19 protein-coding genes and 2 tRNA genes are annotated in these 24,574 nt (G+C 61.0%); 14 read left to right on the top strand and 7 right to left on the bottom strand.

Annotation, left to right across the window (positions count from 1 at the left end; genetic code table 11):
• Positions 1-54 precede the first annotated feature (54 nt).
• From HX811_RS02215 to HX811_RS02200, 4 genes are all read left to right on the top strand, one after another.
• A complete protein-coding gene (locus HX811_RS02215) occupies positions 55-798 on the top strand; it encodes a phosphatase PAP2 family protein (protein WP_177044530.1) in 744 nt (247 codons plus the stop codon).
• A gap of 73 nt (positions 799-871) precedes the next feature.
• Positions 872-1,570: a response regulator transcription factor gene (locus tag HX811_RS02210; protein ID WP_102369812.1), complete on the top strand. Its 699-nt coding sequence runs from the start codon at positions 872-874 to the stop codon at positions 1,568-1,570.
• Positions 1,560-2,855, top strand: a complete 1,296-nt coding sequence (locus tag HX811_RS02205) for a HAMP domain-containing sensor histidine kinase (protein WP_177044529.1) — start codon at positions 1,560-1,562, stop codon at positions 2,853-2,855. The genes HX811_RS02210 and HX811_RS02205 overlap by 11 nt, the downstream gene beginning before the upstream one ends.
• Positions 2,856-2,940: 85 nt before the next feature.
• Positions 2,941-4,368, top strand: coding sequence for a glycosyl hydrolase family 8 (locus HX811_RS02200; protein WP_177044528.1), 1,428 nt, complete (start codon positions 2,941-2,943; stop codon positions 4,366-4,368).
• A 131-nt stretch (positions 4,369-4,499) separates the two neighbouring features.
• Here HX811_RS02200 and groL read toward each other — a convergent pair whose 3' ends face one another.
• The 4 genes from groL to HX811_RS02180 all read right to left on the bottom strand — a co-directional run bounded on the left by groL (position 4,500) and on the right by HX811_RS02180 (position 8,013).
• The gene (gene groL, locus HX811_RS02195; RefSeq protein ID WP_003208597.1) at positions 4,500-6,143 is read right to left on the bottom strand and encodes a chaperonin GroEL; all 1,644 of its coding nucleotides are present in this window, start codon (positions 6,141-6,143) and stop codon (positions 4,500-4,502) included.
• A gap of 50 nt (positions 6,144-6,193) precedes the next feature.
• Complete coding sequence (gene groES, locus HX811_RS02190) at positions 6,194-6,490, bottom strand: co-chaperone GroES (RefSeq protein ID WP_003208599.1); 297 nt, start codon at positions 6,488-6,490, stop codon at positions 6,194-6,196.
• A 248-nt stretch (positions 6,491-6,738) separates the two neighbouring features.
• Complete coding sequence (locus HX811_RS02185) at positions 6,739-7,215, bottom strand: FxsA family protein (RefSeq protein WP_003208601.1); 477 nt, start codon at positions 7,213-7,215, stop codon at positions 6,739-6,741.
• Between the two features lie 66 nt (positions 7,216-7,281).
• Positions 7,282-8,013: a HugZ family protein gene (locus HX811_RS02180; RefSeq protein ID WP_003208603.1), complete on the bottom strand. Its 732-nt coding sequence runs from the start codon at positions 8,011-8,013 to the stop codon at positions 7,282-7,284.
• 74 nt (positions 8,014-8,087) lie between these two features.
• Between HX811_RS02180 and HX811_RS02175 the strand changes: the two genes are divergently transcribed.
• Positions 8,088-8,846, top strand: a complete 759-nt coding sequence (locus HX811_RS02175; protein WP_003208604.1) for an SDR family oxidoreductase — start codon at positions 8,088-8,090, stop codon at positions 8,844-8,846.
• 15 nt (positions 8,847-8,861) lie between these two features.
• On the opposite strand, the gene HX811_RS02170 is transcribed toward HX811_RS02175, so the two are convergent.
• Positions 8,862-9,869: a DUF481 domain-containing protein gene (locus HX811_RS02170; RefSeq protein ID WP_003208606.1), complete on the bottom strand. Its 1,008-nt coding sequence runs from the start codon at positions 9,867-9,869 to the stop codon at positions 8,862-8,864.
• A 163-nt stretch (positions 9,870-10,032) separates the two neighbouring features.
• Here HX811_RS02170 and HX811_RS02165 point away from each other — a divergent pair, with 163 nt between their 5' ends.
• The 4 genes from HX811_RS02165 to HX811_RS02150 all read left to right on the top strand — a co-directional run bounded on the left by HX811_RS02165 (position 10,033) and on the right by HX811_RS02150 (position 14,840).
• Entirely contained in the window at positions 10,033-10,386 is a 354-nt protein-coding gene (locus HX811_RS02165) for an MGMT family protein (RefSeq protein ID WP_177044527.1), read from the top strand.
• Positions 10,387-10,429: 43 nt separating this feature from the next.
• Positions 10,430-11,971 (top strand): AmpG family muropeptide MFS transporter, encoded by a 1,542-nt coding sequence (locus tag HX811_RS02160; RefSeq protein WP_008433581.1) that lies wholly within the window; start codon positions 10,430-10,432, stop codon positions 11,969-11,971.
• Positions 11,972-12,150: 179 nt separating this feature from the next.
• A complete protein-coding gene (locus tag HX811_RS02155) occupies positions 12,151-13,866 on the top strand; it encodes a proline--tRNA ligase (protein WP_003208614.1) in 1,716 nt (571 codons plus the stop codon).
• A 20-nt stretch (positions 13,867-13,886) separates the two neighbouring features.
• Positions 13,887-14,840 (top strand): hypothetical protein, encoded by a 954-nt coding sequence (locus HX811_RS02150; RefSeq protein ID WP_177044526.1) that lies wholly within the window; start codon positions 13,887-13,889, stop codon positions 14,838-14,840.
• Between the two features lie 115 nt (positions 14,841-14,955).
• Here HX811_RS02150 and dinB read toward each other — a convergent pair whose 3' ends face one another.
• Positions 14,956-16,014, bottom strand: a complete 1,059-nt coding sequence (dinB, locus tag HX811_RS02145; protein ID WP_134327257.1) for a DNA polymerase IV — start codon at positions 16,012-16,014, stop codon at positions 14,956-14,958.
• Positions 16,015-16,305: 291 nt separating this feature from the next.
• Here dinB and HX811_RS02140 point away from each other — a divergent pair.
• The 4 genes from HX811_RS02140 to HX811_RS02125 all read left to right on the top strand — a co-directional run bounded on the left by HX811_RS02140 (position 16,306) and on the right by HX811_RS02125 (position 20,874).
• Positions 16,306-16,382, top strand: a tRNA-Met gene (locus HX811_RS02140).
• Between the two features lie 206 nt (positions 16,383-16,588).
• Positions 16,589-16,665 (top strand) — tRNA-Met (locus HX811_RS02135).
• Between the two features lie 280 nt (positions 16,666-16,945).
• The gene (gene mprF / locus HX811_RS02130; RefSeq protein WP_003208619.1) at positions 16,946-19,588 is read left to right on the top strand and encodes a bifunctional lysylphosphatidylglycerol flippase/synthetase MprF; all 2,643 of its coding nucleotides are present in this window, start codon (positions 16,946-16,948) and stop codon (positions 19,586-19,588) included.
• Positions 19,588-20,874, top strand: coding sequence for a virulence factor family protein (locus HX811_RS02125; RefSeq protein WP_177044525.1), 1,287 nt, complete (start codon positions 19,588-19,590; stop codon positions 20,872-20,874). The genes mprF and HX811_RS02125 overlap by 1 nt, the downstream gene beginning before the upstream one ends.
• A gap of 54 nt (positions 20,875-20,928) precedes the next feature.
• Here HX811_RS02125 and HX811_RS02120 read toward each other — a convergent pair whose 3' ends face one another.
• Positions 20,929-22,830, bottom strand: coding sequence for a potassium transporter Kup (locus tag HX811_RS02120; RefSeq protein WP_010170040.1), 1,902 nt, complete (start codon positions 22,828-22,830; stop codon positions 20,929-20,931).
• 301 nt (positions 22,831-23,131) lie between these two features.
• Between HX811_RS02120 and rimO the strand changes: the two genes are divergently transcribed.
• Positions 23,132-24,472: a 30S ribosomal protein S12 methylthiotransferase RimO gene (gene rimO / locus HX811_RS02115; RefSeq protein WP_218172220.1), complete on the top strand. Its 1,341-nt coding sequence runs from the start codon at positions 23,132-23,134 to the stop codon at positions 24,470-24,472.
• Positions 24,473-24,574: the final 102 nt, after the last annotated feature.

Below are 24,574 nucleotides of genomic sequence, written 5' to 3'. Positions count from 1 at the left end.
CCAGAATGCCCCGGCCAGGTCTGACCGGGGCTTTTTTTAGAGTCTGAGTTCGCCATGCACGCAATCGCTGTTCGTCCGTTATCCCAACCCCTCAACTTCTGGCTGTGCCTCGGTGTGCCTGCCGTTCTGGCGGTGGCCATGTTGCTGCTGGAGCTGACGTCGCTGGACATGGACATCGCCAGGCTGTTTTACGACGCGTCCGAAGGCGGCTTCGTGGGCCGGCACAGTTTTTTTCTGGAGGACATTCTTCACGACCGCGCCAAGCAGTTGGTGATCGTGTTTTCGGTGCTGGCAATCGCCGGGTTTGCCGGGGCCTTTGTCTTTGAGCGGCTCAAACCCTATCGCCGGGAACTGGGCTGCCTGGTGCTGTCGCTGGCACTGGCCACCTCGTTCGTTTCACCGTTGAAGACGGTGACCGGGGTGCAATGCCCGTGGAGCGTCAAGGAGTTTGGCGGCCAGGAGACGTACAGCGAGCTGCTGAGCCCCAGGCCGCCGACCGACAAGCCTGGCCGTTGCTGGCCGGGCGGGCATGCGGCGACCGGGTTTGCGCTGTTTGCGTTGTTTTTTGCCCTGAGGGATCGCCGACCGCGGATGGCGCGCTCGGCGTTCATGTTTGCGCTGGGCCTGGGCACGGTGCTTTCGGTGAGCCGCACGATGCAAGGGGCGCACTTTCTTTCCCACAACGTGTGGACGGCAATTTTCAGTTGGCTGATTTGTTTGGGCGCCTATTACTTCCTGCTGTACCGGCCGGTGAAAACACCGCAGCCCGCCTTCCGCAAGCAGCCCGTGACGCCGTGATGAACAGCCCTTGCCTAGCCGGGGGCAAGGGCGCAACACTCTGCGCACTTTTTGGCAACGATCCTGCTGAGCCATGTCCGATACCCTGTTGCTGATCGAAGACGACCTGCCCCTGGCGGCACTGACGGCCGAGTTCCTGCGCGCCGAAGGCTTTACCGTCGCAGTGGAACACCGTGGCGACCACGCCGCCCAGCGTATCCAGGATGAACAACCGGCACTGTTGATCCTCGATGTGATGCTGCCGGGCATCGACGGTTTTACCCTGTGCCGACAGATTCGCGACCACTACCCCGGGCTGATCCTGATGATGACGGCCCTGGACGAGAACGCCGAACAATTGGTGGGGTTTGCCGCCGGGGCCGACGACTACGTGGTCAAGCCGATCGACCCGCAACTGTTGCTGGCAAGGATCCGCTCGCTGCTGCGCCGCCATCCCCAGGCACCTCGAAGTTACTACCAGTGGGGCGCTTTTCGGCTGGACCTGAACAACCACTTCGCCTGGCTTGGCGAGGCGCCCTTGCAGTTTTCGGTGGCCGAATTCGAGTTGCTCGCCATCTTTGCCCGCCATTGCGGCGTATTGCTCACGCGGGAAAAGCTGCTCCAGCGCCTGCGCGGCCTGGAGTACGACGGGCTGAACCGATCGATTGATATGCGGGTGTCGCGCTTGCGCAAAAAGCTGATGAGCCTTGAGTGCCCCGTGACCATCCAGACCATCACGGCGCAGGGATACCTGTTCGTCGAAATCCCGACGGGGAGCCAGCATGCTGTCTAAAGTCCGCCCGTGGATGGCCATCGCGGCCGGCACCAGCTGGGCCGCCCTCACTTTTTACCTGTTGTGGTTGTGCTCGAACGCCTCGGTGTTTATCGGGGACTACAGTTTTCTGCGGCTGATGGCCGGGCCGGGTTATCTGGTTGCCGAGCAACTCAAGGCCTTGCCCGCCGAACAACGGGAGGCGCGCATCGAGTCACTGCAAGCACGCTTTCAGTACCCGGTGAGCCTGGTGAAAAAGGATGATATCGAGCTGCCGCCTGAAGCTATTGTGATGCTCGACCACCATCAGCCGGCGCAGAACAGTGATGAGGACGTCACCTACTTCCCGCTGGACGATGACACGGTGATTCAATTCGGCCCCTTGTGGGGAACCGCCGAAGTGAAGGACTTGCTGCAATATCCGGTGTACTGGGTGACCGCCTGTGTCGCCGGCCTGCCGGTACTGCTGTTTCTCTGGATTGCCCTGCGTGCCCGGCGCAAATACACCCATGACCTCGATGCCCTTAATGCCTGCATTGCTACCCTCGCCCGCTCGCCCAACACGCTGCTGCCCGCGATGAGCCAGGAGTGGGCGCCGCTGCTGCTGACCTTGCAACGGCACGCGCTGGATATCAGCTCGATGGGCGAACGCCACCGGGAGGTTTCCCAGGCGGTGTCCCACGAACTGCGCACACCCCTGGCGCGGATGCGTTTTGCCCTGGCACTGCTGAGTAAAAGCGCCGACCCCGACACCCGCACCCGCCTGCAAGAGCGCCTGCACACCGATATCGAAGAGCTGGAGTCGCTGGTTCGCGCCAGCCTCGCCTTTGCCCGGCTGGCCGATGCACCCAGCGACCTGCAGCATGAGCCAATCAACATCCATGCCTGGCTGCAGCAGGAGTTTGCCCTGCTGGACGGGCACCATCGCTTGCTGACCCTGGACACCGACCCGGCCGACCTGGAACTGATCGGCGACCGCGCCCTGCTGCATCTGATCGTGCGCAACCTGTTAAGCAACGCCATTAACTACGCCCGCGAACGGGTGAACGTCAGCGCTGCGTGCCAGGGCGAGCACCTGGTGCTGCATGTGGATGATGACGGCCCGGGCGTGCTGCCGGAAAACCGCGAAAAGATCTTCGAACCCTTCGTGCGCCTGGCCATGGGCGGCGACGAGCCCAGCGGTTTTGGCCTCGGCCTGGCACTGGCCAAGCGCGCCACCCATTGGCACGGGGGTGAGCTGTCGATCACCCGCAGCCCGTTGGGCGGCGCACGCCTGACCCTGACCCTGGCACTGCGCCCGGCCTAGGCTGTTACAGCCTGTGACAGTGGAACATCCGCGCTGCCGCTAACCTCGCGACCTTGCCCTTTGGATCAGGTTGGAGAGTCAGCTCATGCGTCACCCTAGACGGCATCTGCCCACGCTGCTGTTATCACTGTGCATGGCCGCCGGTTCATGGTCAGGCGGCGTTGCGGCCCAGAATGTCCACGCGCCCTACTACCCCGGCACCATCCTGCCCAATCGCCAGCCCCAGGCGATCATGGATCAACAACTGGTCACGTTCTACAAGGACTGGAAGGCGGTTTACCTGTCGGGGGAATGCGGCAGCGGCCGGTATTTCATCAAGGTCAACGCCGACCACAAACCCGTGGGTGGTGGCGCCGCGCCCAACACCATCACCGTGTCCGAGGCCCATGGCTACGGCATGCTGCTCACTGTGATGATGGCCGACTACGATGACCAGGCCCAACGGACTTTCGACGGCATGGTGCGCTACTTCCAGGATCACCCGGCAGCGTCCGATCCCGGCCTGATGGCCTGGAACCAGACCGAGGGATGCGGCGACTCCACCGACCCTTTCCGTGGTGACGTCAGTGCCACCGATGGCGACCTGGACATCGCCTACGCCCTGCTGCTGGCCGATCAGAAATGGGGCAGCGAGGGCACCATTGACTATCGCAGCGAGGCCAACACGGTGATGGCGGCGATCATGAAACACGAGGTGCACCCCAGGACTCAGCACCTGATGCTCGGCGACTGGGCCGGTACCGACGGTGACGCAGAGCTTGAGTACACCACCCGCAGCTCGGACTTCATGCAGTCGCACCTCTACAGCTTTTTCGCCATGACCGGGGACAAGCGCTGGCAGGCGGTGCGCGACAAGACCTATTCGATCATCAGTGACTTTACCCAACGGTACAGCGCCAACAGCGGGCTGGTGCCGGACTTCATCAGCCACCTGGACACCTCGATCACTCCGGCGCGGCCCGATCTGGTGGAAGGCCCATACGACGGCAGCTATTCGTGGAACGCGGCCCGCTACCCTTGGCGCATCGGCCTGGATTACCTGATGTACGGTGACCCGCGTGCGCTGTACACCCTGACCACCTTCAACCGCTGGGCACGTGCCACCACCCACGATGAGCCGGGCAACTTCAACAGTGGTTACCGAATCGACGGCAGTGCGATCGAGCAAGCGCAGAATGAGCCGGCCTTTGTGGCGGCACTCGGGGTCAGCGCAATGATCAACCCCGACAATCAGCTGTGGCTCAATAACCTTTGGGACAACCTGCAACGCCGGTCCATCCGTGACCATGACTATTACGGCAATACCCTCAAACTGCTGGGCATGGTGGTCATGTCCGGCCATTGGGAGCGGCCCCAACCGGCGCCCCTCAAAAAAACCGCACACGTGCCTGTCCATCCGTCATCCGGCATTGCGGCACCGGGACCCGTGGCATCTTTGCCGCCCGCCTCGCACCTGATGCTGGCTCGCGGCTTCATGTTCAAGAAACTGCTGGGGCGTCGCGGCGTCAGCTGAGGCGTGCGCGTAAAGAGAGACGCGGAGCGTCCCTGGCGGCATTCCCACGCAGAGCGTGGGAACGATCAGCATAAAAAAACCCCGCCTGCATCACTGCAGGCGGGGTTTTTCAGTATCGGGGTAAGGCTGGCTTACATCATGCCGCCCATGCCGCCCATACCGCCCATGTCTGGCATACCGCCGCCAGCTGGAGCATCTTCTTTGATCTCGGCGATCATTGCTTCAGTGGTGATCATCAGGCTGGCAATCGACGAAGCCGCTTGCAGAGCCGAACGAGTCACTTTAGCCGGGTCCAGGATGCCCATTTCGATCATGTCGCCGTATTCGCCGGTAGCAGCGTTGTAACCGAAGTTACCCGAACCCTGCTTGACCTTGTCGACAACGACGCTTGGCTCGTCGCCGGAGTTGGCAACGATCTGGCGCAGAGGTGCTTCAACAGCACGACGCAGCAGAGCGATACCGACGTCCTGGTCAGCGTTGTCGCCTTTCAGCTCGGAGATAGCCTGCAGAGCGCGAACCAGTGCCACGCCACCGCCAGGTACCACGCCTTCTTCAACGGCTGCACGAGTAGCGTGCAGGGCGTCTTCAACGCGGGCTTTCTTCTCTTTCATTTCAACTTCGGAACCCGCGCCAACCTTGATCACTGCAACGCCGCCGGACAGCTTGGCCAGACGCTCTTGCAGTTTTTCACGGTCGTAGTCGGAAGTGGTATCAGCCACTTGAGCGCGGATCTGGGTAACACGTGCCTGGATGTCAGCTTCAACACCAGCACCGTCGATCACGGTGGTGTTTTCCTTGGTCACGGTGACGCGCTTGGCATTACCCAGGTGTTCCAGGGTAGCGCTTTCCAGGCTCAGGCCGATCTCTTCGGAGATAACGGTACCGCCAGTCAGGACAGCGATGTCCTGCAGCATGGCCTTGCGACGATCGCCGAAACCAGGTGCCTTGACAGCAACCACTTTCACGATACCGCGCATGTTGTTCACAACCAGAGTCGCCAGGGCTTCGCCTTCAACGTCTTCGGAAACGATCAGCAGTGGGCGGCCGGCCTTGGCAACAGCTTCCAGAACTGGCAGCAGTTCACGGATGTTGGAGATCTTCTTGTCAACCAGCAGGATCAGCGGGCCGTCGAGCTCGGCGGTCATGGTGTCTGGCTTGTTGACGAAGTACGGGGACAGGTAGCCACGGTCGAACTGCATGCCTTCAACAACCGACAGTTCGTTTTCCAGGCCCGAGCCTTCTTCAACGGTGATCACGCCTTCTTTACCGACTTTTTCCATGGCTTCGGCAATGATGTCGCCGATGGAGCTGTCGGAGTTGGCCGAGATGGTGCCGACCTGAGCGATTGCCTTGGTGTCAGCGCATGGCTTGGACAGGGACTTCAGCTCTTTGACAATGGCGATGGTCGCCTTGTCGATGCCGCGTTTCAGGTCCATCGGGTTCATGCCGGCAGCGACGGCTTTCAGGCCTTCGTTGACGATCGACTGAGCCAGGACGGTCGCGGTGGTGGTGCCGTCGCCTGCGTCATCGTTGGCACGGGAGGCAACGTCTTTGACCAGCTGCGCGCCCATGTTTTCGAAGCGATCTTTCAGCTCGATTTCTTTGGCGACGGAAACGCCGTCCTTGGTGATGGTCGGAGCGCCGAAGCTCTTCTCGATGATCACGTTACGGCCTTTAGGGCCCAGGGTCGCTTTTACTGCGTCAGCCAGGACGTTCACACCGGCGAGCATTTTCTTACGGGCGGAATCGCCGAATTTAACTTCTTTAGCAGCCATGATCGATATTCCTTAAATACTTTGTAGTAACGGGAAGATGAGCGGGGAAATCAGCCTTCCAGAACAGCGAGAATCTCGTTCTCAGCCATTACCAGCAGGTCTTCGCCGTCGATTTTCACAGTGTTGCTGCCGGAGTAAGGGCCGAAAACAACCTTGTCACCCACTTTCACAGCCAGCGCACGTACTTCACCGTTTTCCAGGGTCTTGCCTGGGCCAGCAGCGAGAATCACACCGTGGTTGGCTTTTTCAGCAGCCGAACCTGGCAGCACGATACCGCCAGCGGTTTTCTTTTCTTCTTCACTGCGACGGATGACGACGCGGTCATGCAGAGGACGAAGCTTGCTCATTGTCGATCTCTCCTAATTGTGTTTTTCATCGGCCGGTGTCAATTCCGGCTAGTTAAATTCCGGCGGTGCCGGTCGCGGTTCGCGGTGCGAAACGCGGAAGTCTGTCTGGTGTCGCCACCAGAAACCTTGCGGTGACCGTTACATAAGGGCGCATAAGCTTATTACAAGGGTACAGAGATGAAAATTTTTGTGTCGGGGACGTGTTCAAAAGCCGCACGGCACCCGCGGGTGCCGTGCCAGTGAGGAGATTACTTGGGGTCGCGGTGTTCGAACTCACCTTCGATCACGTCACCTTCGCGCCCCAGGGGCTGGCGCGGGGCCGGGCCGCCACGGGGTTGCAGGTCATCGGCAAAGGCGCGCTGGCGAATGGCAGCCTCTTCGGCACGCTGGCGCATCTTGCCCGCCAGCACTTTGCGAGTGAATGGCAGCAACATCACCAGGCCAACCACATCGCTGATAAAGCCCGGCAGGATCAGCAGGCCACCGGCCAACGCCATCATCAGGCCTTCGAGCATGGTCTGGGCCGGCAGCTCGCCGCGATTCAGGCTTTCACGGGCACGCAGCGCCGTGGCCAGGCCGGCGACGCGCAGCACCAGTACGCCGAGCATCGAGCCGAGAATGATCAGCAGCAGCGCCGGGAAAAACCCGATTGCCCCGCTGACTTGTACGAATACGAACAGCTCAAGCACCGGAAATAACAAAAAGAGCAACAAAAAAGGGCGCATCAAATGGTTCCTCAACGCAAGAATGCCTTGCTACTTCACCTTAGATGACGTCGCCGTTTCGTGAATTCAAGCTTCAGCGGCTGCTTTTTTCGGCCAGACCTCGGCGTGAGCCAGGAAAACCAAGGCTTCGCGTACTTGTGTCGGCGTGTTGCAAGGCTCGGCAAAGGGCAGCCAATAGAGGGCCTGGCCAATGCGCAAGTGCATGCCTTCGCTGTCGATACCGGCCAGTTGCGCAGGCTCGGAGGTCGGCAGGCCGGCCAGTTCGACATAGTGGGCAATCGCTTTGGTGTGGTCGCTGTTCATGTGCTCGACCATGCTCAGTTCGGCCTTGCCGGCAAACGGATTGGCCAGGGTCAGTTGGTCGACCCAGTGGATCGCGCCGAACCCGCCGATATAACGATGGCGCACCGGCTTGAGCACCCAGAAGTCAAAATCATGGGCCTTGTGGTAGTTCGCCGAGTCCGGGAAATAGCGGTAATAACGCTCGGCGGCGGCTTCAATCGCAGCGCCGTCTTCGAGCTTTTCGGCCTCGGCGAGGTAGGTCAGGCGCCCTACCGCTTGCACGTCGTCCGCCTCACGCTCACCGACCAGCAACGAGCACTTGGGGTCTTTCTGCAGGTTATGGGTGTGCTGGGCGATACGGCTGATCAGGATCAGCGGCCGGCCCTCGGCGTCCAGGCAATACGGCACCACCGAGCCAAACGGGAAACCGGGCATGGCCTTGGACAAGGTGGCGAGTGCCCCACGGTATTCCTTGAGCAGTAGTTCTCGGGCATTCTTGGCAACGTGCGCGCTCAACTTATGACTCCTTCGATAAATTTCGTCAAAAAAAAACCTGGATAGCCGCTTAATTCTGCCCACAGGACTTGCGAATGCATCTCAACGACAAAGTAATCATTATCACCGGCGGTTGCCAGGGTTTGGGCCGCTCCATGGCCGAGTATTTTGCCGCCAAAGGTGCCAACCTGGCGCTGGTGGACCTCAATCAGGAAAAACTCGACCAGGCGGTGGCCGCCTGCCAGGCCCATGGGGTGAAGGCACGCGCCTATCTGTGCAACGTGGCGAATGAAGAGCAGGTGACCCACACCGTGGCACAGATCGCCGAAGACTTCGGTGCGATCAACGGCTTGATCAACAACGCCGGGATCTTGCGTGATGGCTTGCTGCTCAAGGTCAAGGACGGCGAGATGACCAAGATGAGCCTGGCCCAGTGGCAGGCGGTGATCGATGTCAACCTTACCGGGGTGTTCCTGTGCACCCGTGAGGTGGCGGCGAAAATGGTGGAGCTGAAGAACCAGGGCACCATTATCAATATCTCGTCGATCTCGCGGGCCGGCAATGTCGGGCAGACCAACTACTCCGCCGCCAAGGCCGGTGTAGCGGCCGCCACTGTGACCTGGGCCAAGGAGCTGGCGCGCTACGGCATCCGCGTGGCGGGCATCGCACCGGGGTTTATCGAGACCGAGATGACCCTGGGCATGAAGCCCGAGGCCTTGGAGAAGATGACCGCCGGCATTCCCCTCAAGCGCATGGGGCGGCCTGAGGAGATTGCCCATTCAGCGGCGTATATCTTCGAGAACGACTACTACACCGGGCGGATTCTGGAAATGGACGGCGGGTTACGCCTTTAATTACCAGGCGGCTCGTTACCAGGCGACGCCGAACCCTGCGGTGTAGCGGGTCTTGCTCAACGCGCTTTCCGAGTCGCCACTAATAATGTCGCGCTCGGCCTTGAGGTTGAGGGAGGCCCACTCGGTGACTTTGTAGCGCAAGCCCATTTCCGCATCCAGGGAGTACTCGGACGGCCCGGCCAGCGGCTTGCCCACTTCGCCATTGGTGAAGAATTCAACGGTCTTGCCCACCAGGTAGCGGTTGTAGTTCCACTTCATGGCCAGCGAGTAGAAGTTGTCCTTGCCGCCGTCCTGGTATTCATAGTCGGTGCGGTTGACCAGCGAACCGAGGGAGAACGCGCCCAGTTCGTCATCCCAGAATTGGTAGCCCGGGCCAGTACCCACGGTGCGCTGGCGGGACAGGTCCTCGACCTTGTCGCGCTTGTAGGTCAAGCGGCCCTGCCAGAACCAGTGTTCGGTAATGAACCGGTCCAGGTCGTACTCCAGCGCCCAGTTGTCGGTGGTGGTCACGTCGTCCTGGAATTCGCGGTTGTATTCGCCCTCGGCGGTATGGCGCCACTGGCCATGGCGGGCAGTGGTCTTGAAGTCGATGTCGTAGTCGTTGGTGTCTTTTTCCGCGCGCTTGTAGTCCAGCGCCATATCGACATTGCCCTTCCACACCAGGTCCTCGATCACCGGCTTGGGCTTGATGATCTGCTGGATGCTCGCCAGCTCGACGGTCTTGGGCGCCTCGCCGTTGGCCAGGATGACCTTGCCATCGTCGGCCGGCTGCAGGGACTTGGCCTTCTCACCGCTGTAGGCATCCTGCTTGACCAGCAATTCCTGATCGCTCTCCAGGGTCTTGACCTGCTTCCAGTCCACCGGGATCGCGCCGGCATAGTCGGTCTGGATCAGCAGCTTGCCGCCGTCGAAAACCTTGATCTTGCCGGTCAGGCGGTCACCGTTCTTCAACCAGACGGTGTCGGCGAGCAACGGGGTGGAGGCGCTGAAAACAGCGAGGCACAGCAGGGTTCTGGACAACATAAGCGGATATGGGGCTCGAGTTTGACGAAAAAACGGGCATTATCGGGGTGGATAACTTCTTAGCAAGGACTGACTCGGGTATTCGTATCGAGTTCCGCTCCCAGCCCCCCATTTTGCAGAAATTTCCTACAAATGGACGGATATTTTCATCGGATATGCCACCATGAACGAAATGACCGACGCTCCGCAAAGCCCCGCTGAAATGCGCCGCACCGTGCTGTACCTGACCCTCGCCCAAGTGCCCGAAGGCTGCGTGATCAGCTACGGGGAGCTGGCACACCTCGCCGGTTTGGGTCGCGCCGCACGTTGGGTGGGGCGCACCCTGAGCCAACTGCCCGAGGACACCAAACTGCCCTGGCATCGCGTGCTGGGTGCCGGTGGTCGGATAAGTCTGCCGGTGGGCAGTGCCTCGGGTGACGAGCAACGTGCGCGTTTGCGCGGCGAAGGCGTCAGCATCCTGAACAATCGTGTTGATATTCAGCGTCATGGCTGGCGCCCGGTAGAGCACAGCGGTTAGAGTGCGCGCTTTATTTGCGTAATTCTGAGGCAGACTCCAGCCCATGCCCCGTAAAACCTGGCGCGCCGCGCTCGCCGCCTATGCCAGCCCCTCGACGTTAGTGCTGTTGCTGCTCGGCTTTGCTGCCGGCTTGCCTTACATGTTGGTGTTCTCGACGCTCTCGGTATGGTTGCGCGAGGCCGGCGTGGCCCGCGAAACCATCGGTTATGCGAGCCTGATCGGCCTGGCCTATGCCTTCAAGTGGGTCTGGTCGCCCCTGCTCGACCAATGGCGCCTGCCACTGCTCGGCAAGCTCGGACGTCGTCGCTCCTGGCTGGTACTGTCCCAGACGCTGGTGATCCTCGGATTGATCGGCATGGGTTTCTGTGATCCGCAAAAGCATCTGTCCTGGCTGATCGCCATCGCCGTGATCGTGGCCTTCGCTTCCGCCACGCAAGACATCGCCGTAGACGCCTACCGCCTGGAAATCGCCAGCGACAGCCAGCAGGCCGCGCTTGCCGCCAGCTATATGTCCGGTTATCGCGTGGCCGCGCTGCTTGCCACCGCAGGTGCGCTGTTTTTTGCCGAAGGCTTCGGTTCCACCGGGTTCAACTACAAGCACTCGGCATGGGCCGGTACGTACGTGCTGTTTGGTGCGCTGATGGTGCCTGCGCTGCTGACCACGCTGTTCATGCGCGAACCCAATGTGCCGCTGCGTACCCAATTGCAGGCCGGGCGCTACAGCTTTGCTCACCAGCTGGTCTCGGTGTTCGTGTTGATCGTGCTGCTGGTGTCGGTGCCGGCGATGTTCACCCAGTTGTACAACACTGATTTCGCCAGCGTGCTGTTCCATGGGGTCAGCCTGCTGGACCTGCTGCTGGAAGATCGCGCGTTCCTGCGGGCCATCCTCTACATCATCCTGACCACGCTGTGCCTGTCGACCATGGGCCGCCGGGGCCTGGCGCCGGTGCTCACGCCGGTCAACGATTTTATCCTGCGCTACCGCTGGCAGGCCTTCCTGCTGTTGGGGCTGATTGCCACCTACCGCATGTCGGACACGGTAATGGGCGTAATGGCCAACGTGTTCTATATCGACCAGGGCTTTACCAAGGACCAGATCGCCGGTGTCAGCAAAGTCTTCGGCCTGATCATGACCCTGCTGGGTGCCGGCATGGGTGGCCTGTTGATCGTGCGCTTCGGGATTCTGCCGATCCTGTTCATTGGCGGCATTGCATCGGCCGGCACCAACCTGCTGTTCGTGATGCTCGCCGACATGGGCCCGGACTTGCAGATGCTGATTTTCACCATCTCCCTGGACAACTTCAGTTCCGGCATGGCGACCTCGGCGTTTGTCGCGTACCTGTCGAGCCTGACCAACCTGAAGTTCTCCGCCACCCAATACGCCCTGCTCAGTTCGATCATGTTGCTGCTGCCACGCTTGATCGGCGGGTATTCGGGGGTGATGGTCGAGAAGTTCGGTTACCACAACTTCTTCATGATCACCTGCCTGCTGGGTGTGCCGACGCTGGTCCTGATCGCCTTGCACTGGTTTCAGGAAAGCCGACGGATTCGCTTGAATCCTCCCGAGGAAAACGAATCACTGTAGGCGCTGGCTTGCCTGCGATTGCATCACCGCGGTGTAACTGACACACCGTGTTGCCTGCATCGCAGGCATGCCAGCTCCCAGAGAAGCCCTGCTCCAGCAACCAGATGCCTGTACGTCGGCAGCAAGCGCCCGTACAATCCCAAGTCATTTCAAGTTCAAGCAACCGACAACGGCCTACCATGCGCACCAGTCAATATTTGCTCGCCACACAGAAAGAAACGCCTTCCGACGCGGTCGTGATCAGCCATCAGCTGATGCTGCGCGCCGGCATGATCCGCAAACTGGCCTCGGGCCTGTACACCTGGCTGCCCATGGGCTTGAAGGTGATGCGCAAGGTCGAAGCCATCGTTCGTGAAGAAATGAACGCTGCCGGCTCTCTGGAAGTGTTGATGCCGAGCACCCAACCGGCTGAGCTGTGGCAGGAATCCGGGCGCTGGGAAGAGTACGGCCCTGAATTGCTGCGCTTCAAGGATCGTCATGGCCGGGACTTCTGCGCCGGCCCGACCCACGAAGAAGTGATCACCGACCTGATGCGCAACGAGTTGAGCAGCTACAAGCAGTTGCCCCTCAACCTGTATCAGATCCAGACCAAGTTCCGTGACGAAATCCGCCCACGCTTCGGTTTGATGCGCGGCCGCGAATTCATCATGAAGGACGCCTATTCGTTCCACGCTGACCAGGCGTCCCTGCAGGTCACCTACGACCGCATGCACACCGCCTACTGCAACGTGTTCACGCGCCTGGGCCTGAAATTCCGCCCGGTTGAAGCGGACAACGGCTCCATCGGCGGTGCCGGCTCCCACGAGTTCCACGTGCTGGCCGAGTCCGGTGAAGACGACATCGTGTTCAGCAACGGTTCCGACTACGCGGCGAACATCGAGAAAGCCGAAGCCGTGCCACGGGAAACCTCCCGCCCTGCGCCAAGCGAAGAGCTGCGCCTGGTGGACACGCCCGAGACCAAGACCATCGCGGCCCTGGTGGAGAAATTCAATCTGCCGATTGAAAAGACCATCAAGACCCTGATCGTGCGCGCCGAGGAAGAAGGCAAGCTGATCGCCCTGGTAATCCGTGGCGACCACGAGCTCAACGAAATCAAGGCCGCCCAGCAGCCAGGCGTTGCCAGCCCGCTGGTCATGGCCACCGACTCAGAACTGCGTGACGCCATTGGCGCCGGTGCCGGTTCCCTCGGCCCGCTGAACCTGCCACTGCCGATCATCATCGACCGCTCGGTAGAGCTGATGAGCGACTTCGGCATCGGTGCGAACATTGATGACAAGCACTACTTTGGCGTGAACTGGGAACGTGACCTGCCGGTTCCGACCGTGGCCGACCTGCGCAACGTGGTGGCCGGCGACCCAAGCCCGGACGGCAAGGGCACCCTGGAAATCAAGCGCGGCATCGAAGTCGGGCACATCTTCCAGCTGGGCAACAAGTACAGCAAGGCGATGAAGTGCGAAGTGCTGGGCGAGAACGGCAAGCCGATCACCCTGGAAATGGGCTGCTACGGCATTGGCGTATCCCGCGTGGTTGCGGCTGCCATCGAGCAGAACAACGACGAGAAAGGCATCATCTGGAGCGACGCCCTGGCGCCATTCCAGGTTGCCCTGGTACCGCTGCGCTACGAAACCGAGCAAGTACGCGAAGCCACCGACAAACTGTATGCCGAACTCACGGCTGCCGGTTTTGAAGTGCTGCTGGATGATCGGGACAAGAAAACCAGCCCGGGCATCAAGTTCGCCGACATGGAACTGATTGGCATCCCGCACCGGATCGTGGTCAGTGACCGCGGCCTGGCCGATGGCAATCTGGAATACAAGAGCCGGACCGAAGCCGAGGCCCAACCGTTGCCGGTGGCTGACGTGCTGTCTTTCCTTCAGGCGCGTATTCGTCGCTGAAAACCAGATCAAGAGTCGTCATGTTCAAGCGAAACACCATAGCCCTGGGGGGCGCCACGTTATGTGGCGCCCTGCTGGTCAGCGGCTGCGCCAACCAAATGTCGCAACGCAGCGAGCACGAGGAACGCATCGAGCGCAAATTGCTCGATCACAGCCTGCAGATCGACGTGGGCGAGCCGAAGGTGCTGGAGCTGCCGCAACGCCGGGTGCGCATTCACGAGCAAAAGACCTTTGAGGTCACCGAGTTCGAAGTTACCCGTCGCTACGACCGCTACACGCCCTACCAGCCCTGGCGCAAACTCTATGAGATGCCCCTGGGCGCGGTCGCGCTGGTGGCGGGCGTCGGCGCCAACGTGGCGAATGTGTTTGCCCTGGGCAACCTGCCTGCCAGCATGACCCGGGATTGGCTCAGCTATGGCGTGGACGGGATCAACCCGTTCATGAACGTGCAATCCAACGGCCGTGCGCAACAGAACCTGGCGGGTATCGATGAAGTCCAGCGCGACAAGCGCGTGGAGTATTCGAGCCTGCCCTGGAGCGAGCGCCCGGTACAGGTGACTGCCGGCAAGCAAACCCATGAGCTGACCACCGACCGCGATGGTGTGCTGCGCCTGAACCTGCTGGACAGCCCGTTTGCCGAGCAGGACCTGAACCGCATCAGCACCCTGAAGATCAGTGTTGAAGATGCCCAGGATGACGTGCACTCGGACTCATCCCTGGCCATCAGCGGCACCCTGCGGGGCAAATTGCTCGAAGCTCACGGTTTGATCTATGACGACCTGGAAGACGACGAGGTCAACGAGTGGGTGCACCGGGTCAAGCGCCTGTCGGAGCTGGGCCTGGAAGAAGAAGCCAGCGAGCTGGAACAGAGCCTGATCGAACTGACCCGCAACGATCCGGAGTTGCAGCAGGAATTCCTGCAGGCCTTGACCAAGGATGCCGGACGCCTGGTGGCGGACCCCGGAGCACGCTGAAGCCTTTAAATGTGGGAGCGGGCTTGCTCGCGAATGCGGTGTGTCAGGTGACGCATGTGCTGGCTGACACGCCGCATTCGCGAGCAAGCCCGCTCCCACATTTGGCTTTCGGTTTCTACCAGGGAAATTGGAGCTGCTCGTTGCCGTTGCTCAAATCCAGCAAACGCACGCCTATTCCCAGCAATCGCACCGGCTTGTCGCCGCGATTGAACGCCTGGGTCAGCAACTGCCGGTAACTCTCCAGGTCCCGCCCTGCCCCCGCCTGCTCCAGGGTCGTCTGGGTAAAGTCGTGAAACTTCACTTTGACGAACGGCTTGCCCGCACGATAACTGCTGTCGATGCGCGCCATGCGCCCGGCCAGGGTGTCCATCAGCTCCGGCAGCTTTTCCAGGCAACTGGGCAAGTCCGGCAGGTCGACATCGTAGGTATTTTCCACGCTGATGGATTGCCGGCGGCTGTCGTTCTGCACCACCCGGTCATCAATCCCACGCGCCAGGCTCCAAAGCCGCTCGCCAAAACTGCCAAACTCTCGCACCAGCGCCAACTTGTTCCACTCCCGCAGTTGCAGGCAGTCCTCGATCCCCAGCCGCGCCAGCTTGTCGGCCGTCACCTTGCCCACGCCGTGGAGCTTTTTCACCGGCAGCGCCGAGACAAAGTCTTCCACCTGGTCGGGGGTGATCACAAACAGTCCGTTGGGCTTTTTCCAGTCGCTGGCGATCTTGGCGAGAAACTTGTTCGGCGCCACGCCCGCGGAAACGGTGATGTGCAACTGGTTGGAGACCCGCCGGCGAATGTCCTGGGCAATGCGCGTGGCACTGCCGCCAAAATGCGGGCTGTCGGAGACGTCCAGGTAGGCTTCGTCCAGGGACAACGGTTCGATCAGGTCGGTGTAGTCGCGAAAGATCGCCTGGATTTCCTTTGATGCTTCTTTATAAGCATCCATGCGCGGCTTGACGATGGTCAGGTCCGGGCACAGCTTCAGGGCATGGCGGGACGACATAGCCGAACGCACACCATAAGCCCGTGCTTCATAGTTGCAGGTGGCGATCACCCCACGACGGTCTGCCGAACCGCCGACCGCCAGGGGCTTTTGCGCCAGGGTCGGGTCGTCGCGCATCTCGATGGCGGCGTAGAAGCAATCACAGTCGACGTGGATGATTTTGCGCTGCGTCATATATAAGGCAGTGGTTCTGGGCAGAAAACGGACAGGCCGGCAGTATCTCACTCACACCTGTATATAGCACCAGTAGTTTGAATCTTCCGCTTAAGCGGTAGGAAAATTCGCAGGCGAATTCATTTTCTCAATCGAAACACACCCCCCAATAGAGCTGAAAGCCTCGGCCAGACTGGCCCCGCGGCCTATCAAGGGGCCACCTTGGAGAGCTAACCGATTGAACCACAAGCGCTTTTCTTTGAATCAGCGGTTGACACACTCGCGTTCCTCTGTAGAATGCCGACACACAGACGCGGGATGGAGCAGTCTGGTAGCTCGTCGGGCTCATAACCCGAAGGTCGTCGGTTCAAATCCGGCTCCCGCAACCAAACATCAAAAAAGGCTACTCGAAAGAGTGGCCTTTTTTGTGCCTGTCTGTTTTAGCCCTCGCGCCGATTGTCTGACAAAAAACCTTTCCCAATCGCGCACTTACCGCACCCGCGTGACAATCCGAAGCTAAATTGCACTTATTTGACCCATCGTTCGATTAACGGTTGACACCCCGCCGTTGCTCTGTAGAATGCCGCCACACAGACGCGGGATGGAGCAGTCTGGTAGCTCGTCGGGCTCATAACCCGAAGGTCGTCGGTTCAAATCCGGCTCCCGCAACCAAACATCAAAAAAGGCTGCTCGAAAGAGTGGCCTTTTTTGTATCTGACGAAAAAGTCCTTTTGAAACAATGGCATGGCATCTTTCATGAAACCGTACACGGTTTGTAGAGTCCATCTCATTGCAAGCTATGCTAAGTCTTCAAGCACTGTCCTTCTACGACCAATGGGCGCTGTCGCCGCACTTCGCGATACGCGTTAATATTTGTAATTATTTTGTCCATAGGGATTGGTAACTTGGCTGGATACCTCCATCCTGTCGCGCACAATCCACGAGGTGATTGATGCGCGCCAACTCGTCTGAACCACAAGACTCTGTCACAGCGACACAACCGATCACTCCCACCCGTTTGCGCTGGCTGGATCTGTTGAGCAAATACCGCCAACCCATCGGGCTGGCCGTCACCTTGTTGCTGTTCGCAATCGCCCTTATCGCCTGTCGCCACCTGTTGCTTGAACTGGATCTTTACGCGCTCCACGATTCAATCCTTGAAGTGCCCAAGCCTGCACTGCTGGGTGCGTTCGGTGCTGCTGTCGCCGGCTTTATCATTTTGTTGGGCTATGAATTTTCCGGTGCCCGTTATGCCGGCGTGAAGCTGCCTGCCAAGACTCTGGCCTACGGCGGCTTTACCGCATTCGCCATCGGTAACGCGATTGGTCTGTCGATGCTCTCGGGCGGCTCGGTACGCTACCGTTTATATGCACGGTATGGCATCGGCGCTTCGGAAGTGGCGCGCATGACCGTGTTTGCCAGCCTGGCCCTGGGTTGCGCCCTGCCGCCGCTCGCTGCGCTGGCCACCCTGAGCAACCTGCCTGCCGCGTCCAATGCCCTGCATCTACCTGCCAGCCTGCTCGGCGGCATCGCCGGTGCTGTGTTGCTGTTAACAGCCGCACTGTGCATCGGCATCTACCGCCGCCGCCTGCCGGAACAACCGTATCCGGACAACCTGTTGGTCAAGGCCGGGCGTCGCACCTTGCGCCTGCCGGGCCGTCGCCTGACCTTCCTGCAACTGATCATCACCGCCCTCGACGTGGCTGCGGCCGCTACCGTGCTGTATATGCTGCTGCCGGAAGCGCCGCCCTTTGGCCCGTTCCTGCTGGTGTACCTGCTGGCCCTGGCCGCCGGTGTGCTCAGCCATGTACCCGGTGGCGTCGGGGTGTTCGAAGCAATCCTGCTGGCTGCCTTCGCCGACAAGCTCGGTGCCGCGCCACTGGCGGCCGCACTGCTGCTGTACCGGATGATCTATGTGGTGCTGCCGCTGTTGATCGCTTGTGTGTTCCTGCTGGTCAATGAAGCCCAGCGCCTGTTCCATACGCAACAAAGCCTGCGCGCGGCCTCTGGCCTCGCTGCGCCGATCCTGGCCGTACTGGTTTTTTTGTCAGGCGTGGTCCTGCTGTTTTCCGGCGCAACCCCGGAAATCGACTCACGCCTGGAAAACATCGGCTTCCTGATTCCTCATCGCCTGATTGACGCTTCGCACTTTGGTGCCAGCCTGATCGGCGTGCTCTGCCTTCTGTTGGCCCAGGGCCTGCGTCGACGGTTGTCCGCGGCGTGGATGCTGACCATGGTGCTGCTGCTGACCGGTGCCCTGCTCTCCCTGCTCAAGGGTTTCGACTGGGAAGAAGCCAGCCTGATGACCATGACGGCGGTGCTGCTGGCGATCTTCCGGCGCTCGTTCTATCGCGCCAGCCGCCTGACCGAACTGCCGTTCTCGCCGCTGTACCTGGTGGCCAGCGTGTGCGTACTTGGTGCGTCGATCTGGCTGCTGTTGTTCGCCTACCAGGACGTGCCCTATAGCCATCAGTTGTGGTGGCAGTTCACCCTCGACGCCAACGCCCCGCGTGGCCTGCGCTCGCTGCTGGGCGCGGCCGTGGTGCTGGTGGTGGTGTCGCTGACCTGGCTGCTGCGTACCGCGCGCCCGATCATCCACTTGCCGACACCGGATGAACTGGAGCGCGCCACCAAGATCCTGATGAACTCTGCACAACCCGACGGCGGCCTGGCGCTGACCGGCGACAAGGCCCTGCTGTTTCATCCCAACGACGAAGCGTTCCTGATGTACGCTCGTCGCGGTCGCAGCCTGGTGGCCTTGTACGATCCGATTGGCCCGACCCTGCAACGGGCCGAGATGATCTGGCAGTTCCGCGACCTGTGCGACATTCACCACGCCCGCCCGGTGTTCTACCAGGTGCGCGCGGAGAACCTGCCGTACTACATGGACATCGGCCTCACCGCGATCAAACTGGGTGAAGAAGCCCGGGTCGACCTCAAACGCTTTGACCTGGAAGCCAAGGGCAAAGAGATGAAGGACCTGCGCTACACCTGGAACCGCGGGACCCGTGATGGCTTGTCCCTGGAGATCCATGAACCCGGCCAGGCCCCGATGGAGGAGTTGAAAGTCATCTCCGACGCATGGCTGACCGGCAAGAATGTGCGGGAAAAAGGCTTTTCCCTCGGACGATTCAGCGACGACTACCTCAAGCACTTTCGTATTGCGATCATTCGCTTCGAAGGGCGCCCGGTAGCGTTTGCGAACCTGCTTGAGACCTACAGCCACGACCTGGCCAGTCTCGACCTGATGCGTGCGCACCCGGACGCGCCGAAACTGACCATGGAATTCATGATGGTCGGCCTGATTCAACATTATAAGAACCATGGCTACGCCCGCTTCAGCCTCGGCATGGTGCCGTTGTCGGGCCTGCAACCACGACGTGGCGCCCCGCTGACCCAACGCCTGGGCTCGATGGTGTTCCGCCGTGGCGAGCAACTGTATAACTTCCAAGGCTTGCGCCGCTTCAAAGACAAGTTCCAGCCTGACTGGGAACCCCGTTATATGGCCGTGCCCGCAGGACTTGATCCGCTGGTGGCACTGGCCGACACCGCCGCCCTGATTGCGGGCGGCTTGACTGGATTGGTGAAACGCTGATGATTCGACGCTCCTGGCGGTATGTATTGGCATTTTTGGTGGTACTGGCACTGATCCTCGGTGGCGGCTACTGGTACTGGAACCGCCCTGCACCGCAACCTACTCTGGAACAACTGCCACAGGCTGACGGCACCGTCCTGACCCGCGTGACCCCGGGTACCGCACCCAAGGCCCGCGTGGCGGTGGCCGTGCTGGCCGACGAAACCCTGACCGACAGCCAACTGATCGCCCTGAGCCAGGGCGGCGCAGCGCAGATCGTCCAGGTGATCCTGCCCAAGGACGACTGCAAGCTGCAGGAACAGGCCCTGCAAACCGCCCTGGGCCAGCTTGCCGGCCCGGCGACCCTGGTCAGCGGCATCGGCCCTGGCGCAGCCCTGGCCTGGCGCTGGCTGGCCGCACAGAACGACGACAAGGCCAATGCCATCTCCGTCGGCTTCGCGCTGGCGCAGCCAGGCTGCAACGACCCGCTGCCGAAGACTTCGGCACACGGTAGCTGGCTGGTGGCCTGGAACGATAACCCTGACGATGATGCTGCCAGTTTCGTACGCGACACACCGCGTGCCACCACCAGCATCAGCGACTACGACGTTCACTACCCGCAAGTGCTGAACAACGAGCTGCGCAAGCAACTGGTGGGCTCGGACAACGGCGGCCTGGCGATCCCGGTGGTCGAAGTGCCGGCTGGCCAGGCCAAGGACACCGTCACCCTGTTCCTCTCCGGTGACGGCGGCTGGCGTGACCTGGACCGCGACGTGGCCGGTGAAATGGCCAAGATCGGCTACCCGGTGGTCGGCATCGACACCCTGCGCTACTACTGGCAGCACAAGACCCCGGAACAAAGCGCCAAGGACCTCGCCGAGCTGATGCAGCACTACCGGCAAAAATGGGGTACCAAGCGCTTCGTGCTGACCGGCTACTCGTTCGGCGCCGATGTGCTGCCGGCCATCTACAACCGCCTGCCGGAAAACGAGCAGCAGCGTGTAGACGCGATCATCCTGCTGGCCTTCGCCCGCACCGGCAGCTTCGAGATCGAAGTGGAAGGCTGGCTGGGCAACGCCGGCAAGGAAGCTGCAACCGGCCCGGAAATGGCCAAGCTGCCGGCCGACAAGGTGGTGTGCATCTACGGTGCCGAAGAAGTCGACGAGAGCGGCTGTACCGACAAGACCGCTGTCGGCGAAGCCGTGAAGCTGCCTGGCGGCCATCACTTCGACGAGAACTACCCGGCGCTGGCCAAGCGTCTGGTAGACATCATCGAGAAGCGCCAGGGCAAGACCCTGGCCGAATAAGCGCCCACAAAAAAGCCCCCGCTGCCGCAAGGCACCGGGGGCTTTTTGTTGGGCTTACATTTCTACTTGAGTGCCGAGCTCGATCACCCGGTTAACCGGCAACTTGAAGAAGCGCAGGTTGCCGTTGGCGTTCTTCAGCATGAACGCGAACAACCCTTCGCGCCAACGCGCCATGCCCTTGATGCGGGACGCGATCACGGTTTCGCGGCTGAGGAAGTAGGTGGTGCGCATCGGGCTGAAGTCCAGGTCATCAAGATGGCACAGCTTCAGCGCTTCGGGCACGTCCGGCTCATCGGTAAAGCCGAAATGCAGGATCACCCGGAAGAAGCCTTCGCCGTAGGCATCCACCTCGAAGCGGCGTGCGACCGGCACCCGTGGAATGTCTTCATAGACCACCGTCAACAGCACCACCTGCTCGTGCAGTACCTGGTTATGCAGCAGGTTGTGCAACAGCGCATGAGGCACGGCGTCTGGCCGCGCCGTCAGGAACACCGCGGTGCCCTGCACGCGATGAGGCGGTTGTACGCGGATACTGCTGATAAAGATCGGCAACGGCAAGCCGCCCTCGTCGAGACGGTCCACCAGCAATTGCTTGCCGCGCTTCCACGTGGTCATGAGCACGAACAGCACAATCCCCGCGAGTACCGGGAAGGCGCCGCCCTGGACGATCTTCGGCACGTTGGCCGCGAAGTACAGGCCGTCCACCAGCAGGCAGCAGACCAATACCGGCACCGCCAATATCGGTGGCCATTTCCACAGCAGCAGCATCACTGCCGACACCAGGATAGTGGTCATCAGCATCGTGCCGGTCACCGCCACGCCGTAGGCCGATGCCAGTGCGTTAGAGGACTCAAAGCCCAGCACCAACAGGATCACGCCGACCATCAGCGACCAGTTCACCGCACCGATGTAGATCTGGCCCTGCTCGGCACTGGAGGTGTGCTGGATATGCATGCGCGGGATATAACCGAGCTGGATGGCCTGGCGCGTCAGGGAGAACGCACCGGAGATGACGGCCTGGGACGCGATCACTGTGGCCAGCGTGGACAACACCACCAGCGGGATCAGGGCCCAACTCGGCGCCAGCAGGTAGAACGGGTTTCGCGCGGCCTCAGGATCGCCGAGCAACAAGGCACCCTGGCCGAAATAATTCAGCACCAGCGCCGGCAACACCAGCATGAACCAGGCGCGGGCAATGGGTTTGCGGCCGAAGTGGCCCATGTCGGCGTACAGCGCCTCGGCACCGGTCAACGCCAGCACTACGGCACCGAGGATGGCCACGCCAATGCCCGGGTGAGCCTCGAAGAAACGCACGCCCCACATCGGGTTCATGGCGTTGAGTACTTCCGGATGCTGGGTGATGCCGTAGGCGCCGAGGCCGCCCAGCACCAGGAACCAGGTCACCATCACCGGCCCGAACAACTTGCCGATGCGGTCGGTACCGTGTTTCTGAATCAGGAACAGGGCCACCAGCACAATCAGGGCGATCGGCACCACCCATTTTTCGAGGCCATCGAAGGCCAGTTCCAGACCTTCCACCGCCGATAACACGGAAATCGCCGGGGTGATCATGCTGTCGCCGTAGAACAGCGCCGCGCCGCACAAGCCACAGACCACCAGGAAACTGCGTAGCCGCTTGCGCTCACCCGCTGCTCGTCGCGCCAACGCGGTCAAGGCCATGATGCCGCCTTCGCCCTGGTTATCGGCGCGCAACACGAACAGCATGTACTTGATCGAGACCACCCAGATCAGCGACCAGAAGATCAGCGCCAGGATCCCCAGCACACCGTCATGGTTGACCTGAACCCCATAACCACCGGTAAACACCTCTTTAAGGGTGTAGAGCGGGCTGGTGCCGATATCGCCGTAAACTACCCCCACTGCCGCCACCAGCATGCCGATCGGCTTTGCGTTGGACTGCTCGGCACCTGCTGCCTGACTACTTGCCTGACCCATCAACCACTCCTGCCCTTTGACCTGCGGTCTTTTATAAACAGCGCGCCTGCTGCGGGCGCCTATGCTGTCCACAGCATGCGCTGTTTTACTTCTCGTTACAGACGATTTATTGACCGAGGAAATTCACTCAGGTGCAACGGCGCGAAGCATAGCGCAGCACTCGTCGTATTTCCCTGCATAAAGCTGGTCAAGAGCGATTCCCGTCGCTAGAATTGCGCACTTTTTGATCAGAGGCACACCAAGTGCCCATCCGCCACCTTTCGTGCACGACGGGCGGCGTCATTCAATACCGAGGTTAGACATGTCCACCACCATCGCAAAAGCCAACCCCAAGGTCGGCTTTGTATCCCTGGGTTGCCCAAAGGCTCTGGTCGACTCCGAACGCATCCTTACGCAACTGCGCATGGAAGGCTATGACGTCGTGTCCACCTACCAGGACGCGGACGTGGTGGTGGTCAACACGTGCGGCTTCATTGACTCGGCCAAGGCCGAGTCCCTGGAAGTGATCGGCGAAGCCATCAAGGAAAACGGCAAGGTGATCGTCACCGGCTGCATGGGCGTGGAAGAAGGCAACATCCGCAACGTGCACCCAAGCGTGCTGGCCGTGACCGGCCCGCAGCAGTACGAGCAAGTGGTCAACGCCGTGCACGACGTAGTGCCGCCGCGCCAGGACCACAACCCGCTGATCGACCTGGTGCCGCCGCAGGGCATCAAGCTGACGCCGCGCCACTACGCCTACCTGAAGATTTCCGAAGGCTGCAACCACAGCTGCAGCTTCTGCATCATCCCGTCGATGCGCGGCAAACTGGTGAGCCGCCCGGTGGGCGACGTACTGGACGAGGCCCAGCGCCTGGTGAAATCCGGCGTGAAAGAGCTGCTGGTGATCTCCCAGGACACCAGCGCCTACGGCGTCGACGTCAAATACCGCACTGGCTTCTGGAACGGCGCGCCGGTGAAAACCCGCATGACCGAACTCTGCGAAGCCCTGAGCAGCCTCGGCGTATGGGTGCGCCTGCACTACGTTTACCCGTACCCGCACGTTGACGAGCTGATCCCGCTGATGGCCGCCGGCAAGATCCTGCCGTACCTGGACATCCCGTTCCAGCACGCCAGCCCGAAAATCCTCAAGGCCATGAAACGTCCGGCCTTCGAAGACAAGACCCTGGCGCGCATCAAGAACTGGCGCGAGATCTGCCCGGACCTGATCATCCGCTCCACCTTCATCGTCGGCTTCCCCGGCGAAACCGAAGAAGACTTCCAGTACCTGCTGGACTGGCTGACCGAGGCCCAGCTGGACCGCGTCGGCTGCTTCCAGTACTCGCCGGTGGAAGGCGCTCCGGCCAACCTGCTGGACGCTGCCATCGTGCCGGACGACGTCAAGCAGGACCGTTGGGAGCGCTTCATGGCGCACCAGCAGGCCATCAGCTCGGCGCGCCTGCAACTGCGCATCGGCCGTGAGATCGAAGTACTGATCGACGAAGTCGACGAGCAAGGCGCTGTAGGCCGCTGCTTCTTCGATGCGCCGGAAATCGACGGTAACGTGTTCATCGACGATGCCAGCGGCCTGAAGCCGGGCGACAAGGTCTGGTGCACCGTGACCGACGCCGACGAGTACGACCTGTGGGCTGAAAAACGCGCATAAGGTGTAAAGAATTGAAAAAGCCCTGCCTCTGGACAAGATGCGGGGCTTTTTTAGGTCTATCGTTTTGCCCATCGGCGCCAATCATCGGCAAGGGGCAGCGGG

It is taken from the genome of Pseudomonas sp. F8002, assembly GCF_013385495.1.
Lineage (GTDB): Bacteria > Pseudomonadota > Gammaproteobacteria > Pseudomonadales > Pseudomonadaceae > Aquipseudomonas.
This window is presented reverse-complemented; position numbering and strand designations above follow the sequence as displayed.

Coding starts and splice junctions, on each gene's coding strand:
- HX811_RS02120 (WP_010170040.1), bottom strand. CDS start 22,830: ATGGGTCAGGCAAGTAGTCAGGCAGCAGGTGCCGAGCAGTCCAACGCA.
- HX811_RS02185 (WP_003208601.1), bottom strand. CDS start 7,215: ATGCGCCCTTTTTTGTTGCTCTTTTTGTTATTTCCGGTGCTTGAGCTG.
- HX811_RS02125 (WP_177044525.1), top strand. CDS start 19,588: ATGATTCGACGCTCCTGGCGGTATGTATTGGCATTTTTGGTGGTACTG.
- HX811_RS02215 (WP_177044530.1), top strand. CDS start 55: ATGCACGCAATCGCTGTTCGTCCGTTATCCCAACCCCTCAACTTCTGG.
- HX811_RS02210 (WP_102369812.1), top strand. CDS start 872: ATGTCCGATACCCTGTTGCTGATCGAAGACGACCTGCCCCTGGCGGCA.
- HX811_RS02200 (WP_177044528.1), top strand. CDS start 2,941: ATGCGTCACCCTAGACGGCATCTGCCCACGCTGCTGTTATCACTGTGC.
- HX811_RS02170 (WP_003208606.1), bottom strand. CDS start 9,869: ATGTTGTCCAGAACCCTGCTGTGCCTCGCTGTTTTCAGCGCCTCCACC.
- rimO (WP_218172220.1), top strand. CDS start 23,132: ATGTCCACCACCATCGCAAAAGCCAACCCCAAGGTCGGCTTTGTATCC.
- groL (WP_003208597.1), bottom strand. CDS start 6,143: ATGGCTGCTAAAGAAGTTAAATTCGGCGATTCCGCCCGTAAGAAAATG.
- groES (WP_003208599.1), bottom strand. CDS start 6,490: ATGAGCAAGCTTCGTCCTCTGCATGACCGCGTCGTCATCCGTCGCAGT.
- HX811_RS02205 (WP_177044529.1), top strand. CDS start 1,560: ATGCTGTCTAAAGTCCGCCCGTGGATGGCCATCGCGGCCGGCACCAGC.
- mprF (WP_003208619.1), top strand. CDS start 16,946: ATGCGCGCCAACTCGTCTGAACCACAAGACTCTGTCACAGCGACACAA.
- HX811_RS02150 (WP_177044526.1), top strand. CDS start 13,887: ATGTTCAAGCGAAACACCATAGCCCTGGGGGGCGCCACGTTATGTGGC.
- HX811_RS02175 (WP_003208604.1), top strand. CDS start 8,088: ATGCATCTCAACGACAAAGTAATCATTATCACCGGCGGTTGCCAGGGT.
- HX811_RS02160 (WP_008433581.1), top strand. CDS start 10,430: ATGCCCCGTAAAACCTGGCGCGCCGCGCTCGCCGCCTATGCCAGCCCC.
- HX811_RS02155 (WP_003208614.1), top strand. CDS start 12,151: ATGCGCACCAGTCAATATTTGCTCGCCACACAGAAAGAAACGCCTTCC.
- dinB (WP_134327257.1), bottom strand. CDS start 16,014: ATGACGCAGCGCAAAATCATCCACGTCGACTGTGATTGCTTCTACGCC.
- HX811_RS02165 (WP_177044527.1), top strand. CDS start 10,033: ATGAACGAAATGACCGACGCTCCGCAAAGCCCCGCTGAAATGCGCCGC.